Annotated in this window: 15 protein-coding genes; 6 read left to right on the top strand and 9 right to left on the bottom strand. The window is 60.6% G+C overall.

Annotation, left to right across the window (positions count from 1 at the left end; translation table 11 throughout):
• Positions 1-3: 3 nt before the first annotated feature.
• From flgK to ACMDB8_RS06900, 7 genes are all read right to left on the bottom strand, one after another.
• Entirely contained in the window at positions 4-2,049 is a 2,046-nt protein-coding gene (gene flgK, locus ACMDB8_RS06930) for a flagellar hook-associated protein FlgK (RefSeq protein ID WP_056721519.1), read from the bottom strand.
• A 23-nt stretch (positions 2,050-2,072) separates the two neighbouring features.
• Positions 2,073-3,362 carry a flagellar assembly peptidoglycan hydrolase FlgJ gene (gene flgJ, locus ACMDB8_RS06925; RefSeq protein ID WP_409078506.1) on the bottom strand — a complete coding sequence of 430 codons (1,290 nt, stop codon included), beginning with the start codon at positions 3,360-3,362 and terminating at the stop codon, positions 2,073-2,075.
• 11 nt (positions 3,363-3,373) lie between these two features.
• Complete coding sequence (locus ACMDB8_RS06920; RefSeq protein ID WP_056721516.1) at positions 3,374-4,462, bottom strand: flagellar basal body P-ring protein FlgI; 1,089 nt, start codon at positions 4,460-4,462, stop codon at positions 3,374-3,376.
• A gap of 27 nt (positions 4,463-4,489) precedes the next feature.
• Positions 4,490-5,185, bottom strand: a complete 696-nt coding sequence (flgH, locus tag ACMDB8_RS06915) for a flagellar basal body L-ring protein FlgH (protein ID WP_056721514.1) — start codon at positions 5,183-5,185, stop codon at positions 4,490-4,492.
• A gap of 52 nt (positions 5,186-5,237) precedes the next feature.
• Positions 5,238-6,023, bottom strand: a complete 786-nt coding sequence (gene flgG / locus ACMDB8_RS06910; protein ID WP_056721513.1) for a flagellar basal-body rod protein FlgG — start codon at positions 6,021-6,023, stop codon at positions 5,238-5,240.
• 45 nt (positions 6,024-6,068) lie between these two features.
• A complete protein-coding gene (locus tag ACMDB8_RS06905) occupies positions 6,069-6,809 on the bottom strand; it encodes a flagellar basal body rod protein FlgF (RefSeq protein WP_056721511.1) in 741 nt (246 codons plus the stop codon).
• A 263-nt stretch (positions 6,810-7,072) separates the two neighbouring features.
• The gene (locus ACMDB8_RS06900; protein WP_056721509.1) at positions 7,073-8,635 is read right to left on the bottom strand and encodes a sigma-54-dependent transcriptional regulator; all 1,563 of its coding nucleotides are present in this window, start codon (positions 8,633-8,635) and stop codon (positions 7,073-7,075) included.
• Between the two features lie 417 nt (positions 8,636-9,052).
• Between ACMDB8_RS06900 and phhA the strand changes: the two genes are divergently transcribed.
• From phhA to ACMDB8_RS06870, 6 genes are all read left to right on the top strand, one after another.
• Positions 9,053-9,844, top strand: coding sequence for a phenylalanine 4-monooxygenase (gene phhA / locus ACMDB8_RS06895; protein ID WP_056721507.1), 792 nt, complete (start codon positions 9,053-9,055; stop codon positions 9,842-9,844).
• Between the two features lie 104 nt (positions 9,845-9,948).
• Positions 9,949-10,305, top strand: coding sequence for a 4a-hydroxytetrahydrobiopterin dehydratase (locus ACMDB8_RS06890; protein ID WP_056721506.1), 357 nt, complete (start codon positions 9,949-9,951; stop codon positions 10,303-10,305).
• On the top strand, positions 10,305-11,498 hold the full coding sequence (locus tag ACMDB8_RS06885) for an amino acid aminotransferase (protein WP_409078507.1): 1,194 nt from the start codon (positions 10,305-10,307) through the stop codon (positions 11,496-11,498). Before ACMDB8_RS06890 ends, ACMDB8_RS06885 begins: the two co-directional genes overlap by 1 nt.
• 274 nt (positions 11,499-11,772) lie before the next feature.
• Positions 11,773-11,904: a hypothetical protein gene (locus ACMDB8_RS06880; RefSeq protein ID WP_256220589.1), complete on the top strand. Its 132-nt coding sequence runs from the start codon at positions 11,773-11,775 to the stop codon at positions 11,902-11,904.
• A 71-nt stretch (positions 11,905-11,975) separates the two neighbouring features.
• Positions 11,976-12,161 carry a hypothetical protein gene (locus ACMDB8_RS06875; RefSeq protein WP_046037768.1) on the top strand — a complete coding sequence of 62 codons (186 nt, stop codon included), beginning with the start codon at positions 11,976-11,978 and terminating at the stop codon, positions 12,159-12,161.
• A gap of 99 nt (positions 12,162-12,260) precedes the next feature.
• A complete protein-coding gene (locus ACMDB8_RS06870; RefSeq protein ID WP_056721502.1) occupies positions 12,261-13,460 on the top strand; it encodes an MFS transporter in 1,200 nt (399 codons plus the stop codon).
• Here ACMDB8_RS06870 and arfB read toward each other — a convergent pair.
• Positions 13,457-13,870: an alternative ribosome rescue aminoacyl-tRNA hydrolase ArfB gene (gene arfB / locus ACMDB8_RS06865; protein ID WP_056721500.1), complete on the bottom strand. Its 414-nt coding sequence runs from the start codon at positions 13,868-13,870 to the stop codon at positions 13,457-13,459. The two genes, ACMDB8_RS06870 and arfB, sit on opposite strands and share 4 nt — an antisense overlap.
• Positions 13,871-14,110: 240 nt before the next feature.
• Positions 14,111-15,523, bottom strand: coding sequence for an amino acid permease (locus tag ACMDB8_RS06860; protein WP_223541125.1), 1,413 nt, complete (start codon positions 15,521-15,523; stop codon positions 14,111-14,113).
• Positions 15,524-15,777 lie beyond the last annotated feature (254 nt).

Raw genomic sequence — 15,777 nt, 5'->3', positions numbered from 1 at the left:
TCCTTAAAGGCTGTTGATCAGTGTGGTGAAAATTTCCTGCGCCGCCTTGATGATCTGCGAAGACGCGGTGTAGTACTGCTGGTACTTGACCAGGTTGCCGGTTTCTTCATCCAGGTCGACCCCGGAGTTCGAATCCCGCGCACCCTTGGCGTTGGCCAGGATCGCCGTGGTGGCCTCGCTGTCTGACTTGCCCTGGGCAGCCTTGGCGCCGACGTTGGTCACCAGCTTGTTGTAGGCATCGGTCAGGCTGATGCCCTTGCTCGCCGTGCCGGTGTCGACGGTCTGTTTGGTTTGCAGTCCGACCAGTGCCTGAGCGTTGCGGTTGTCCGAAGACGCCGCGCCCGTCAGGTTGATGGTGAAGCTTTCGCCGCTGGCTGGCGTGGCGCCCACCGTGGTCTGCACGGTGAACGTCTTCTGCACGGCCGGCGTGACGCTGGTGTCCATGACCGGAGCACCACTGGCATCGACCATGCCCACTTTCAGGTTCAGGGTGTTGCTCTGGCCCGGAACGATGGTGCCGGTGCCGATCGAATTACCCTTGGAATCGACCATGTTGTAGGTCTGGCTACCGCCGCTGGCCGCCCCGAACACCAGTTTGACCGGCGTCGAGCTCTTGAGCGCGGTCTGCATTTCTGCCTGGGCCGCCGGGTTGTAGATATCGAGGGTGCTGGTCAGTGTCGGCTGAGTGTAGGTGCCGGTGTTGTTGGCACTGGTCACGCCGGTCAAGGGGGCTGCCGCGGCGATTTTTTTCGGGTCGGTGAGCACGGCCTGGATACCGGCCGCCGCGCCACGGGTCGGCGTCACCTTGAACGAGTCGCCGGCGCTCAGCGCACCGCCGTTGAGGTTCAGGCTGAAGCCATCGATCACCGGAGCCGGTGTGGTCGTGGTGCTGAACGATCCCATGTCGGTGCCGTCCGAGCGCTTGACGGTGTAGTTGGTCGCACTGGTGAACGTCACCTGATAGTCGCTGGCGGTCAGCCTGCCGGTGTCCTTGATGGTGACATCCAGGTTGCCGGAGCCGGCACTGTTGCCAGCCGCCGCAATGCTGCGCTGACTGATCAGGGCGGCACTGTTGATGTTGTTGAAGATCGCCGCGCCGAAATCACCGTTCTTGTCGATGCCTTGCGCCTGCTGGCTGTTGATCTGGTCGGCCACCACCAGCGCCACGCGCCCCAGCTCATTGAGCGAAGGGTCGAGCACTTCCTTGCGGTAAGTCAGCAGACCACCGATTTCGCCACCGCTGACCACCGCGGTCACGTCGATGGTGCTGGAGCCACGATTCAGCTGCAGCGCCATGCGCGATGGATCGCCCTGGCTCGGCACGGTTTGCAGTGTATTGGTGGTATTACCCACTACCAGGGGCTGGCCGCTGCCGATGTAGATGTCGTAGCTGCTGCCACGTTCGACCACCTGGGTACCGACCAGCTCGGAGAGTTGACGCACGGCTTCGTTGCGCGAGTCCAGCAGGTCGTTTGGCTGATTGGTGCCGGTGGAGAGTTCGGAAATCTTCTGGTTGAGCGTGGCAATAGTGGTAGACAGCTTGTTCACCTGATCCGCCATGTCGCCCAGGCTGCCGTTCAGGTTGGTGTTCTGGTCGTTCAACTGCTTGGCAATCGAATTGAAGCGCGCCGACAAGGCCTGGGCACCGGTCAGCACCGACTGGCGGGACGTGTCGTCGGTGGCCGAGGTCGAAACGCCTTGCATCGACGTGAAGAATTTTTGCAGCACACCGGTCAGCCCGGTGTTGGAATCGGAAAGCGTGGCGTCCAGCGGCGTGGCCTGAGCGTTGTACGACGTAGCTTCGCTGTCGAGCGAGGTGGCGGTACGCAGCTGCGAATCGAGATACGAGTTATACACGCGACGCACATCGGCCAGCGTCGTGCCGGTGCCGATGAACACATTGCCGTACTGAATCGAGCCCTTGGTGCTCTGCACAGACTGCTGGCGCGAGTACCCGGCGGTGTCGACGTTGGCAATGTTGTTGCCAGTCGTCACCAACGAGTTATGGCCAGCACTCAGCCCCGACATCCCGATATTGAGCAAACTCATGATTCAGACCTTATACCTTGTGCCTATAAAGGCGTAGTGGAAACGCCCGCCGCAGCGTAGTTCTGGTAACTCGTCATCTGCCTGGCTATCTGCGAAATCTTGCTCGCGTAGTTCGGATCGGTTGCGTAACCGGCTCTCTGCAACTCGCGTACAAACTGTTCTGGGTTATCGGCCGACTTCACGACATCTTGATAGCGATTGTTGGTCTGCAACAAAGTTACAAGGTCGTGGAAACTGTCCTTGTAGGAGTCGTAGGAGCGGAACTCGGCCGTCTCCTTGACCATCTGCCCGTTCCTGAATTCGCTGGTGATCGCCCGCGCCGAATTGCCCTGCCAACTATTGCCGGCCTTGATGCCGAACAGGTTGTGGCTGCTGCTGCCGTCCTGGGCACGCATTACCGACTTGCCCCAGCCGGTTTCCAGGGCCGCCTGAGCCACCAGGTAACGTGGATCGACCCCAATCCGTGCGGCGGCCTCCTTGGCCATCGGCAGCATGGTGTTGACGAACTGGTCGGCGGAACTGAAGGCTTTCTTCGCCGGCGCCAGCGGAATCTGCGCCATGGCGCGACCGTAGATCTGCATGCCTCCAGAGGAGGATTGTTGCGCGGTCGCCAGCCAGTCGCCGTTGTACAGCGGCCCCGTGCCGGTGTTCGTCGTGCGCTCTGGCAAGGCTGTCCGGTTGAGCATCGTGGTGGCAGCGGTCGTCGCCGAAGGCACCAGCCCGGCCAACAGCCGGTCAGCCAGTTTCGGTGGCAGTGCCAGGCGTCGCTGATTGATCAGCGCCATGTCATTGCGATGAGCACCCTCGCCCGCCTCTTGTGGCGTATGGATTGAGCGCGAAGCCCACAACGGACGCTGGCCATTGACCCGCGACAACGGGCCATTGATTGCCACCGTGCCGGCCGCCACCGGCGTCTGCACGGCGGCCTTGGCAGCCTCTTGCTTGGCCAGCGATGCAGCGGCCGCCTCGCCCGGCGCCAATGGCTTGTTCTTCGACATCTGGCGCATCAGCACGTCCGCCAAACCAATACCACCGCCCTCGCGGGACATGGAAACGGCCAGCTGCTGATCGTACATTTCCTGGTACTGCTTGGCCGCCGGCGTGTTCATTGGATTGTCCTGCCCCAGCGCTTCGGTTGCCGAGCGCATGGACTTGAGCATCTCACCGAGGAACAGCGATTCGAACTCCTGCGCCACCTTGCGCATATTGCCGTCGCTGTTCTTGTCGCCGACCTTGAGCTGATTCAGGCGATTGAGGTCCGAATAGGAGCCCGAATCGCTGCTGCTGACCAGACCGCTCTTGCGCATATCCACGATGGCCGTCCTCAGATCACGATCAGATCGGCTTGCAGGGCGCCGGCCTGCTTCAGCGCTTCGAGGATCGCCATCAAGTCACCCGGTGCCGCGCCAACCTGGTTCACCGCCCGTACGATTTCGTCGAGGGTGGTGCCGGGGCCAAACTTGAACATCGGCTTGGCTTCCTGCTGGGCGTTGACCTTCGAACGGGGTACCACCGCCGTCGTGCCATTGGACAGAGGGCCGGGCTGGCTGACGATCGGGTCTTCGGTAATGGTCACGGTCAGGCTGCCGTGGGTCACGGCGGCCGGGGAAACCTTGACGTTCTGGCCGATCACGATGGTGCCGGTGCGGGAGTTGATGATGACTTTGGCCACCGCCTGGCCCGGATCGACTTCGAGATTTTCCAGGATCGACAGGTAATCGACGCGCTGGCTCGGATCGAGCGGCGCGGTCACGCGAATCGAACCGCCGTCGATGGCCTGGGCCACGCCAGGGCCGAGCATGTTGTTGATCTTGTCGACGATGCGCTTGGCGGTGGTGAAGTCAGAACGGTTGAGGTTCAGCGTCAGGCTGTTGCCCTGGTTGAAACCGCTCGGCACCGAACGCTCCACCGACGCACCACCGGGGATGCGACCGGCCGACGGAACGTTGACGGTAATCTTCGAGCCGTCTCGCCCTTCCGCATCGAAACCGCCGACCACCAGGTTGCCCTGGGCCACCGCATAGACGTTACCGTCGATACCCTTGAGTGGCGTCAACAGCAAGGTGCCGCCACGCAGGCTCTTGGAGTTACCGATGGATGAAACAGTGATATCGACCTGCTGACCCGGCTTGGCGAACGCCGGCAAATCGGCACTGATCGACACCGCCGCGACGTTCTTCAACTGCACGTTGCCCGAACCCGGCGGCACCTTGATGCCGAACTGCGAGAGCATGTTGTTGAAGGTCTGCAGGGTGAACGGGGTCTGCGTCGTCTGGTCGCCGGTGCCGTTTAGCCCGACCACCAGGCCGTAGCCGATCAATTGGTTGGAACGCACGCCGGAAATGCTGGCGATGTCCTTCAGGCGCTCGGCTTGAACGTTGAACGCTGCGGACATCAGGAACGCAGCCATCATGAGACTTCTGAAATTCAACGTAGCCACCTAGAAAGGGAACAGCGGGCTGAGGAAGAAACGGTCGAACCAGCCTGGCTGACTCGCATCGGCAAACGAACCGGTGCCCGAGTAGGTGATGCGCGCATCGGCGACACGGGTCGACGGCACGGTATTGTCGGTGGCGATGTCATCGGCGCGAACCAGGCCGGCAATCCGCACCAGCTCGTCGCCGGTATTGAGGGTCATCCACTTTTCGCCGCGTACCGCGATGATGCCGTTGGGCAACACATCGGCGACGGTGACCGTGATCGAACCGGTCAGGGTGTTGCCCTGAGCCGCCTTGCTGTCACCCTTGGTCGCGCGGTCACCTTCGTAGCTGGCACTCAGGCTCAGGTCGCCATCGCCGAACGGGTTGTTGGTGGTGGCGCTGCTGCCGAACAGCGAACTCAGGCCGATGTTGGCCTTGCTGTTCTTGCCAATTTGCGAGTTGGCGTTTTTGCTGGCCTGGGTCCTTTCGTTCAGGGTGATGGTGATGATGTCACCGATCCGGAACGCCTTGCGGTCGGTGTACAGGTTCTGTTCGAAACCGGCCTGATAGATCGAGCCATTGTTCGCGGCCGCCGGCAACGGCGTGCGCGGCAACACCGGAGCGTAGTAAGGGTCATTGGGCTTGGGCGTCGCAGGTACGCAACCTGCGAGCGCGGTGATCCCACTCAGTGCCAGAACAAATACATAGCGATTCATGACCCTACCTCACGGTGTTGCAGGCGGCCCAATGGCCGCCACATAGACTTGATTACAGATTCTGCGTTACGAACGAGAGCATCTGGTCGGCGGTGGAGATCACCTTGGAGTTCATCTCGTAGGCGCGCTGGGTGGTGATCATGTTGACCATCTCCTCAACGGTGCTGACGTTGGACGTTTCCAGGGTGTTCTGCAGCGTGGAGCCGAAACCGTTCAGGCCCGGAGTGCCGACTTGCGGCGCGCCGCTGGCGGCGGTTTCCAGGAACAGGTTGTTGCCCACGGCCTGCAGGCCGGCCGGGTTGATGAAGTCGGCGGTTTGCAGGTTGCCGATCACCTGGGCTGCCGGGTTGCCGGCAACGGTGATGGACACGGTGCCGTCGCGGCCGACCGTGAAGGTCTGCGCTTCGTTCGGAATGACAATGGCCGGCTCCAGGGCAAAGCCGCTGGCATTGACGATCTGGCCGTTGGAGTCCAGGTGGAACGTACCGTCACGGGTATAGGACGTGGTGCCGTCCGGTTGCAGGATCTGGAAGAAACCGCGACCGTCGATGGCCATGTCCAGCGGCTGCTCGGTGGTTTGCAAGCTGCCGGCGGTGAAGTTTTTCTGGGTGCCGACGATGCGCACACCGGTACCCAGTTGCAGGCCCGACGGCAGTTCGCTGTCCTGGGTCGACTGGGCGCCAGGCTGGCGCTTGATCTGGTAGAGCAAATCCTGGAACTCGGCGCGGTCACGTTTGAAACCCGTGGTCGACACGTTGGCCAGGTTGTTGGAAATGGTCGTCAGGTTGGTGTCCTGGGCGGACAGACCTGTCTTGGCAACCCATAGAGCCGGAAGCATTCGATTCTCCTCGTGCGCCTGTTTTACGGCGCGACGTTCTGGTAATTAGCTGATCTGCAAGACCCGAGCCATGGCCTGGTCATCGTCTTTGGCGGTGTTCATCATCTTGATGTGCAGCTCGAACTGCTTGGCCAAGGCCAGTACCGAGGTCATCTCTTCCACGGCATTGACGTTGCTCGACTCGAGGAAACCGGACACCAGCTTGACGTTGGCATCGGCCTGCGCCGGTTGGCCGTCCTTGGTATGGATCGAACCATCCAGACCCTTGGTCATGTTCTTGAGGTCCGGGTTGACCAGCTTGATGCGGTCGACTTCCGCCATCACCCGGGGACCTTCGCCCAACGCACGGATGCTGATGGTGCCATCCTCGCCGACTTCGATCTGCTGCTCCGGCGGTACGGCAATCGGCCCGCCATTGCCTATGACCGGCATGCCGTTGCCGGCGCGCAACACGCCCAGGGCGTCAACGTTCAGGCTGCCGGTGCGCACGTAGCTTTCAGTGCCATCGGGCGTCTGCACGGCAATCCAGCCGTTGCCTTGCACGGCAACGTCGAGGTCGCGACCGGTTTCCACCAGTGAACCAGGGGAGAAATCCGTGCCCGGGCGTTCGGACATGGCAAACGCACGCGCCGGAAAGCTGTCACCGAACACCGGCATCGAACGGGCTTGCTCCAGGTCTTTCTGGAAACCGTTGGTGGAGATGTTCGCGAGGTTGTTGGCATGAGCCTTTTGCGCCAGTGCATTCTGGCTGGCGCCGGTCATTGCCACATAAAGGTACTTGTCCACAATTGTTCCTCTGCCTGCCGGACGTTTGCCGTCCACTGCTGTACTGCTGAGCCATAAGCAATTTGCAGACCAACTTGTTTTTGGCAGCGCGAGGCCCGGCAAACAGGGGACTTTGAGGAATCAGAAGGGAATGGTGATTTGTATCAGAGACGAAAAACCGGCGGTGTCATGCCGCTTCGCGGCAACGGATCAAAAGATCGCAGCCTTCGGCAGCTCCTACAGGGTTCGACGTAGGAGCTGCCGAAGGCTGCGATCTTTTGATCTTAAATGCTGTTGTCCTTACCCACCTCATACTCACGCAACTTGTTGGCAATGGTGGTATGCGAAACCCCCAGGCGCTTGCCCAGTTGCCGACTGCTCGGATGCTCGGAATACAGCCGCTCCAGCACCGCCTTCTCGAAACGTCCAACGATCTCGTCCAGCCCTCCTTCCAGCGAAAAGTCGCCAAGGGGCTGACGCACGCCATAGTCCGGCAAACGAATGTGCTCGGCCTTGACCGTGCCGCCGTCGCACAGGGAAACCGCCTGGAACAGCACGTTCTCCAGTTGCCGTACGTTACCCGGCCAATGGTAATGACTGAGCCGCTCCATGGCCGCCGGGGCCAGTTTCGGCAGCGGGCAACCAATCTGCCGGCTGGCCTGGTCGAGGAAGTGCTCCACCAGCGGCGTCAAACCGTCGAGGCATTCGCGCAACGGCGGGATGTGCAGCGACAACACATTCAAGCGGTGATAGAGGTCCTGGCGGAACTCGCCGCGAGCGCACAATTCGGACAGGTCGACCTGGGTCGCGCAGATCACTCGCACGTCGAGGTAGACCTCTTCATCACTGCCTACACGGCGGAAGCAGCCGTCCTGCAGGAAGCGCAGCAATTTCACCTGCAAGCGCGGGCTCATCTCCCCGACGCCATCGAGAAACAGCGTACCGCCCGCCGTCAGTTCCAGCAGCCCGAGCTTGCCTTCGGCCCGCGCCCCTTCGAATGCACCGGGGCCGTAACCGAACAATTCCGTCTCGGCCATGGACTCTGGCAGACCGGCGCAGTTGAGCGCCATCAACGGCGATTGCCCACGAGGACTGGCCAGATGGCAGGCCCGCGCCAGCAATTCCTTGCCGGTGCCAGTCTCCCCTTCTATTAACAGCGGCGCATCCAGCGGCGCCATGCGCCGGGCTTCGCGCACCACGGCGGCCATGACTTTCGAGCTTTGGAAGATGCTGTCGAAACCACGCAGCTCCTGCTTGCGCACGTTGTAGATGCGCTCGCCCACCCGGTCGGCGCGGTGCAGCGTCAGCACCGCGCCAGCCATGGCCTCGCTGTCGTCATGCTCCGATTGCAGCGGCGCGATGTCGGCCAGGAACACATCGCCCTTGACCTTGACCCGCAACCCGTTGATCCGCGACTTGTTGGCACGCACCAGTTCCGGCAAATCGAAATCCTCGGCGTAGCGCGACAGGGGAATCCCCGGCACTTCGTCGACCCGCACCCCGAGCAACTGCGCCGCTGCCCGGTTGGCCGCGACGATGGAACCGCCCATGTCGATCGACAACACAGGGAATTCCAGCGCACCAAGCAGTGCATTGAGCTCCATGTGCCGACGCTCGCTGGGCATCAGTCCTACACGCTTGACGCCAAACACCCCGGCAATCGCTTCAAATTTCGGACGCAAGGCCTGGAACTGAATGTTGATCAGGTTCGGGCAATGCAGGTAGATGGCGTTGCCATGCTCACCGCCCACCTCACCGCGGGCCACGTTGATCCCGTACTCCACCAACAGGTTGAGAATGTCGCGCAGGATGCCGATGCGGTTCTGGCAGTGGACTTTGATACGCATATAAAGACCCGAAAAGCGATGAATAAGGTTGGTATCAACGCAAACCCTATGGGAATGGCGGTGCGACGATTCGACTTGCTCGCGAAGGCGGCCTGCCTGATACATCAATGTTGGACGTGCCAGCGCTTTCGCGAGCAAGCCCGCTCCCACAGGGGTATTGCGGTGCGCGCTCGATCGCATTTTTCTTTCGAGTCGCTCAGATAGTCGTCAAGATTATGTGACAGGCAAAGCGTTTTTCAAACCGGGAAATCTCAATAGCTGCGCGATCGCGACCAATTCGTAACGAAAACTTTACGAAATTTACGGTTTTTTCCTACGCGTGTCGCTGCTCACCTGCTGCAACAATGCAATCCTTGGGGTATTTCTAGGTCCATAGCAGTACATAACAAGAACGAAATCCCCTAGCAGGAGAGCAGCATGAAGCAGACGCAATACGTGGCTCGCGAGCCCGATGCGCAAGGTTTTATCGACTACCCCGCCGAAGAACACGCGGTGTGGAACACGCTGATCACCCGTCAACTGAAAGTGATCGAAGGGCGTGCGTGCCAGGAGTACCTGGACGGTATCGAAAAACTCGGACTGCCCCACGACCGCATTCCTCAACTCGGCGAAATCAACAAGGTCCTCGGTGAAACCACCGGCTGGCAGGTTGCCCGGGTTCCCGCACTGATTCCCTTCCAGACCTTTTTCGAATTGCTGGCCAGCAAGCAGTTTCCAGTGGCGACCTTTATTCGCACCCGCGAAGAACTGGACTACCTGCAAGAGCCGGACATTTTCCACGAGATCTTCGGTCACTGCCCGCTGCTGACCAACCCGTGGTTCGCTGAATTCACCCACACCTACGGCAAGCTCGGCCTCGAGGCGACCAAGGAAGAACGCGTGTACCTGGCGCGCCTGTACTGGATGACCATCGAGTTCGGTCTGGTCGACACCCCGCAAGGCCAGCGCATCTACGGCGGCGGCATTCTGTCTTCTCCGAAAGAGACCGTGTATTGCCTGTCGGACGAGCCTGAGCATCAGGCGTTCGATCCGCTGGAATGCATGCGCACGCCCTACCGCATCGACATCCTGCAGCCAGTGTACTTCGCATTGCCAAATCTCAAGCGTCTGTTCGACCTCGCTCATGAAGACATCATGGGCATGGTCAAGCAAGCGATGCAGATGGGTCTGCACGCACCGAAATTTCCGCCAAAACCAAAAGCCGCGTGATCCGCCGCTTTTAAAATCAAGTGAGCCTGTCAGAAACCATCGCTTTGGATTAGCGTGGTAGCACTGAGGGCCGATTTTCCAACATTCGATTTCAGGAACACATCATGACCGCATTAACTCAAGCCCATTGCGAAGCCTGCCGCGCCGACGCCCCACAAGTCAGCGACGAAGAATTGCCGATCCTGATCAAGCAGATCCCGGACTGGAACATCGAAGTACGCGACAGCATCATGCAGCTGGAAAAGGTCTTCCTGTTCAAGAACTTCAAGCACGCCCTGGCGTTCACCAACGCCGTCGGTGAAATCTCCGAGGCCGAAGGCCACCACCCAGGCCTGCTGACCGAGTGGGGCAAAGTGACCGTGACCTGGTGGAGCCACTCGATCAAGGGCCTGCACCGCAACGACTTCATCATGGCCGCGCGCACTGACGAAGTGGCGAAGAATGCCGAGGGGCGCAAGTAATGCATTTCGACGCCATCGGTCGAGTGCCTGGCGACCCGATCCTGGGCCTGATGGAGGCCTATGCGCAGGACCCGAATCCGCGCAAGTTCGATCTGGGCGTGGGGGTCTACAAGGACGCCCAGGGCCTGACGCCGATTCTCCAGTCGGTGAAGCTGGCCGAGCAGCGCCTGGTGGATCGCCAGTCCACCAAGACCTACATCGGTGGTCACGGCGAACCGGCGTTCGGCAAAGCGATCAATGAGCTGGTGCTGGGTGCCGACTCGAAACTGATCAGCGCACAACGCGCCGGCGCCACCCAGACGCCGGGCGGCACCGGGGCTTTGCGCCTGAGCGCGGACTTCATCGCCCAATGCCTGCCGGGGCGCGGCGTATGGTTGAGCAACCCGACCTGGCCGATCCACGAAACGATTTTCGCGGCAGCCAAGGTCAAGGTCAGCCACTACCCGTACGTGGGCAGTGACAACCGTCTCGATGTCGACGGCATGCTGGCGGCGCTCAATGAAGCGCCCAAGGGTGACGTGGTGTTGCTGCACGCCTGCTGCCACAATCCGACCGGTTTCGACCTGTCCCGGGATGACTGGCAGCGGGTGCTGGAGGTCGTACGCAAGCGCGAACTGCTGCCACTGATCGACTTCGCGTATCAAGGATTCGGCGACGGGCTGGAACAGGATGCCTGGTCGACCCGGTTGTTCGCCGCCGAGTTGCCGGAACTGTTGATCACCAGTTCGTGCTCGAAGAACTTCGGCCTGTACCGCGACCGTACCGGCGCGCTGATTGTCTGCGCGAACACCGCCGACAAGCTCACCGACATCCGCAGCCAGCTGGCCAACATCGCCCGCAACCTGTGGTCGACGCCGCCGGATCACGGCGCTGCCGTGGTCGCGACCATCCTCGGTGACACAGAGTTGAAAAACCTCTGGGCTGACGAAGTGGAAGCCATGCGCCTGCGTATCGCCCAACTGCGCAGCGGTCTGGTGGAAGCACTGGAGCCTCACGGTTTGCGCGAGCGTTTTGCGCACATTGGCATGCAACGCGGGATGTTCTCCTACACCGGCCTGTCGCCTGAGCAAGTGAAGAACCTGCGGGATCATCACAGCGTGTACATGGTCAGTTCGGGCCGGGCCAACGTGGCGGGGATTGATGCCACGCGCCTGGATCTGCTGGCCGAGGCGATTGCCAGCGTCTGCAAGTAACCATCAGACACTGCAAGCCCCCTGTGGGAGCGAGCTTGCTCGCGATAGCGGTCTATCAGTCAACATCACCGTTGAATGACACTCCGCTATCGCGAGCAAGCTCGCTCCCACATTTGTTTTGTGTCGCTCCTCCAGTCATGTCTAGACAATCCCATCCGTCGAAACAAATGGATATAAAAGTCCGTTTGTCATTTTCAGTGCTGTATCCTGCCCAAGCTTTTTAAAAAGCGCGGATCTACCAGATCTATCAACAGACTTAGCGAGGAGCGCAACCATGCACGAGATTCCTAATCTCCCCTTCCCAAGCCTGCACGAACCTGAGCAGACGACCACGCAGCAAGCCGGAGCCCAACAGCCCGAGCCGAAAGAAGCCACTGACAGCCGCCAGGCTGACAGAGAAGACTGAAACACCCGCCGCACAGACCGTGTGGAAAGCGCTACCATGCGCTTTCCACACTGCCTGAAATGAGCCTGACCATGACCGATGAATTCAGTGAAGCGCAGGCCAGCGTCCTGATCGGCACCGCCGAGAAAATGATCGAGATCTGGAACCGCCTCTCCCCCGAGAAACAAGCCACCTTGCTCGCCCGCTTCGGCACCCAGGAAAATGCGCTGGCCGCCCTGGTCACCACGCAATTGGTCGCTCCCGCCAAACCTGAATGACGCCGCCCGGCAAATAGTTTTACTTTTTCACGACCTGTGACCGTCCACACCGCTATCATAAGCAGCCTATCTATCCTGCTTTACCGTGGACCTTTACCCATGCCCGAAAACCAGCGCCCCCTGGCGGTCACGCTGCAAGTTGTCTCCATCGTCCTTTTCACCTTCATCGGCTACCTGAACATCGGCATCCCCCTGGCCGTATTGCCCGGTTACGTCCACAGCGACCTGGGCTTCGGCGCGGTGATCGCGGGGCTGGTGATCAGCGTGCAATACCTGGCCACCCTGCTCAGCCGCCCCTATGCCGGGAAGATCATCGACAACAAGGGCAGCAAGCTGGCTGTGATGTATGGCCTGGCCGGTTGCGGCTTGAGCGGGGTGTTCATGTTGCTCTCGGCCTGGACCCAGAGCCTGCCGACCTTGAGCCTGATCTGCCTGTTGATCGGCCGCCTGGTACTCGGCAGTGCCGAAAGCCTGGTGGGCTCGGGCTCGATTGGCTGGGGCATCGGCCGGGTCGGCGCGGCGAATACGGCCAAGGTCATCTCCTGGAACGGTATCGCCAGCTATGGAGCACTGGCTGTCGGCGCGCCCCTGGGCGTATTGCTCGTCCATCAACTGGGTTTGTGGAGCATGGGGGTGAGCATTGTTTTGCTGGCCGTGCTCGGTCTGCTGCTGGCCTGGCCGAAAACAGCCGCGCCGATCGTTGCCGGTGAGCGCCTGCCGTTCATGCACGTACTCGGGCGGGTTTTCCCCCACGGCTGCGGCCTGGCCCTGGGCTCCATCGGTTTTGGCACAATCGCCACCTTCATCACCCTGTATTACGCCACTCAACACTGGGACAACGCGGTGCTGTGCCTGAGCCTGTTCGGCGCCAGCTTCATCGGCGCGCGCCTGCTGTTCGGCAACCTGATCAACCGCCTCGGCGGCTTTCGCGTGGCCATTGCCTGCCTGTCAGTGGAAACCCTGGGATTGCTGTTGCTGTGGTTGGCACCGGATGCCCATTGGGCTCTGGCGGGCGCGGCGCTAAGCGGCTTCGGCTTTTCCCTGGTATTTCCGGCACTGGGCGTGGAGGCGGTCAACCTTGTCCCCGCATCCAGCCGAGGCGCAGCCGTCGGCGCCTATTCGCTGTTCATCGACTTGTCGCTGGGGATCACCGGACCGCTCGCCGGTGCGATTGCGGCAGGATTTGGTTTTGCATCGATCTTCCTGTTCGCCGCGCTCGCTGCACTCAGCGGTTTGCTGCTGAGCCTTTACCTGTACCGACAGGCACCGAAGCAACGCGAAGCGCGGGACGCCCGCTAGAAATCGACCTTGCCACGTCCGGCCTTGATGTTGCCACGCTTGGACTTTGACTCGAGTCGGCGGGTCTTCGAGCCGAGGGTCGGCTTGGTCGGGCGACGCTTTTTCTCGACCTTGGTGGCACTCTGGATCAACTCGGTCAGCCGCAACAGCGCATCGGCGCGGTTCTGCTCCTGCGTCCGGTACTGCTGGGCCTTGATGATCAACACACCGTCGCTGGTGATGCGGCTGTCGCGCAGCGCCAGCAGCCGTTCCTTGTAGAACTCGGGCAAGGACGACGCAGGTATGTCGAAGCGCAGGTGCACGGCACTTGAGACCTTGTTGACATTCTGCCCACCGGCGCCCTGGGCGCGAATGGCCGTCAACTCGATCTCGGCATCCGGCAGCTGCACGTTGTTGGAAATCACCAGCATGGAAAAGCGTCCGTATTCAGAACGTGCAGGATACCGCGAATGAGTGTCAGGAACGCAGCAGAACCAATGTGGGAGCGGGCTTGCTCCGGGCGGCGCTCCGACAAATGCGGAGTGTCAGTCGACTTGAATGCTGACGGTTAAACCGCTTTCGCGAGCAAGCCCGCTCCCACAAAGGGTTTTGTATGAACCTTGAAAACAACAAACCCGGCACTTGGCCGGGTTTTTTGTTTCTGCGCGGAGTTACTCCACTACGGCCTGCAAGGCACGCTGAGCACTGCGCTTGTTCTTGATGCCGTAGCAGACCCACATGAACACCAGCCACACCGGAATCGCATACACCGATGTCTGGATCCCCGGAATCAACAGCATCACGCCAAGGACGAACACTACGAACGCCAGGCAGATGTAGTTGCCGTACGGGTACCACAGAGCCTTGAACAGCGGCGTCTGTTTGGTCTTGTTCATGTGCTGGCGGAACTTGAAGTGCGAGTAGCTGATCATCGCCCAGTTGATCACCAAGGTAGCAACCACCAACGACATCAGCAGTTCCAGCGCGTTCTGCGGGATCAGGTAGTTCAGCAGTACCGCGATCAGGGTCACGGCGGCCGAAGCCAGGATCGAACGCACTGGCACGCCGCGCTTGTCGATCTTCGCCAGGCCCTTCGGCGCGTCGCCCTGCTCGGCCATGCCCAGCAGCATGCGGCTGTTGCAGTAGGTGCCGCTGTTGTACACCGACAACGCCGCGGTCAGGACCACGAAGTTGAGGATGTGCGCGGCGGTGTTGCTGCCCAGCATCGAAAACACTTGCACGAACGGGCTGCCGCTATAGGAATCACCGGAGGCGTTCAGGGTGGTCAGCAAGCTGTCCCACGGCGTCAACGACAGCAGGATCACCAGGGCACCGATGTAGAAAATCAGGATCCGGTAGATCACCTGGTTGATGGCTTTCGGGATCACGGTTTTCGGCTTGTCGGCTTCGGCAGCGGTGAAACCGAGCATTTCCAGACCACCGAAGGAAAACATGATGAACGCCATGGCCATCACCAGACCGCTGACGCCGTTCGGGAAGAAGCCACCGTGGGACCACAGGTTGCTGACCGCTGCTTGCGGGCCGCCATTACCGCTGACCAGCAGGTAGCTGCCCAGGGCAATCATGCCGACGATCGCCACGACCTTGATGATCGCGAACCAGAACTCAGCCTCGCCGAACACTTTGACGTTGGCCAGGTTGATGGCGTTGATCAGCACGAAGAAGGCAGCTGCGGAGGCCCAGGTCGGGATGTCCGGTGCCCAGTAGTGGATGTATTTGCCGACCGCGGTCAGCTCCGACATGCCCACCAGAATGTACAGGATCCAGCAGTTCCAGCCCGACAGGAAGCCGGCAAAGCCGCCCCAGTACTTGTGCGCGAAGTGGCTGAAGGAACCGGCCACCGGGTCCTCGACGATCATTTCACCCAGTTGGCGCATGATCATGAAGGCGATGAAGCCGCAGATGGCGTAGCCGAGGATCATCGACGGACCGGCGGATTTCAGTACCCCGGCCGAACCGAGGAACAAGCCGGTACCGATCGCGCCACCGAGGGCGATCAATTGAATGTGGCGATTTTTCAGGCCGCGTTTCAGCTCGCCTGATTGCGGGTTTTGTCCACTCATGAAAAGGGTCTCACGCAAGGTTTGATGATGTTCAGTAGACGTTGCTGCTCAAGAAAGGCGTTAAGCGGCACCGATCAAACCCCAGCGCAGGCACCAGGAGTTCAGCGTAATTACAACGGTCATGCGTCACCTGTTTGTTTTTATCTGTGACGAAATCGAACCCGACACGCTCGTGACGCGACGGAGTGAACAAGGCGGATAGCCTTGAGGTTTGCGCAGATGCGCAGGAGGTCACAGGTAAAACGCGGCGCATT

The sequence above is a fragment of the Pseudomonas monachiensis genome (assembly GCF_047345015.1).
In the GTDB taxonomy this organism is placed as follows: Bacteria; Pseudomonadota; Gammaproteobacteria; order Pseudomonadales; family Pseudomonadaceae; genus Aquipseudomonas; species Aquipseudomonas monachiensis.
This window is presented reverse-complemented; position numbering and strand designations above follow the sequence as displayed.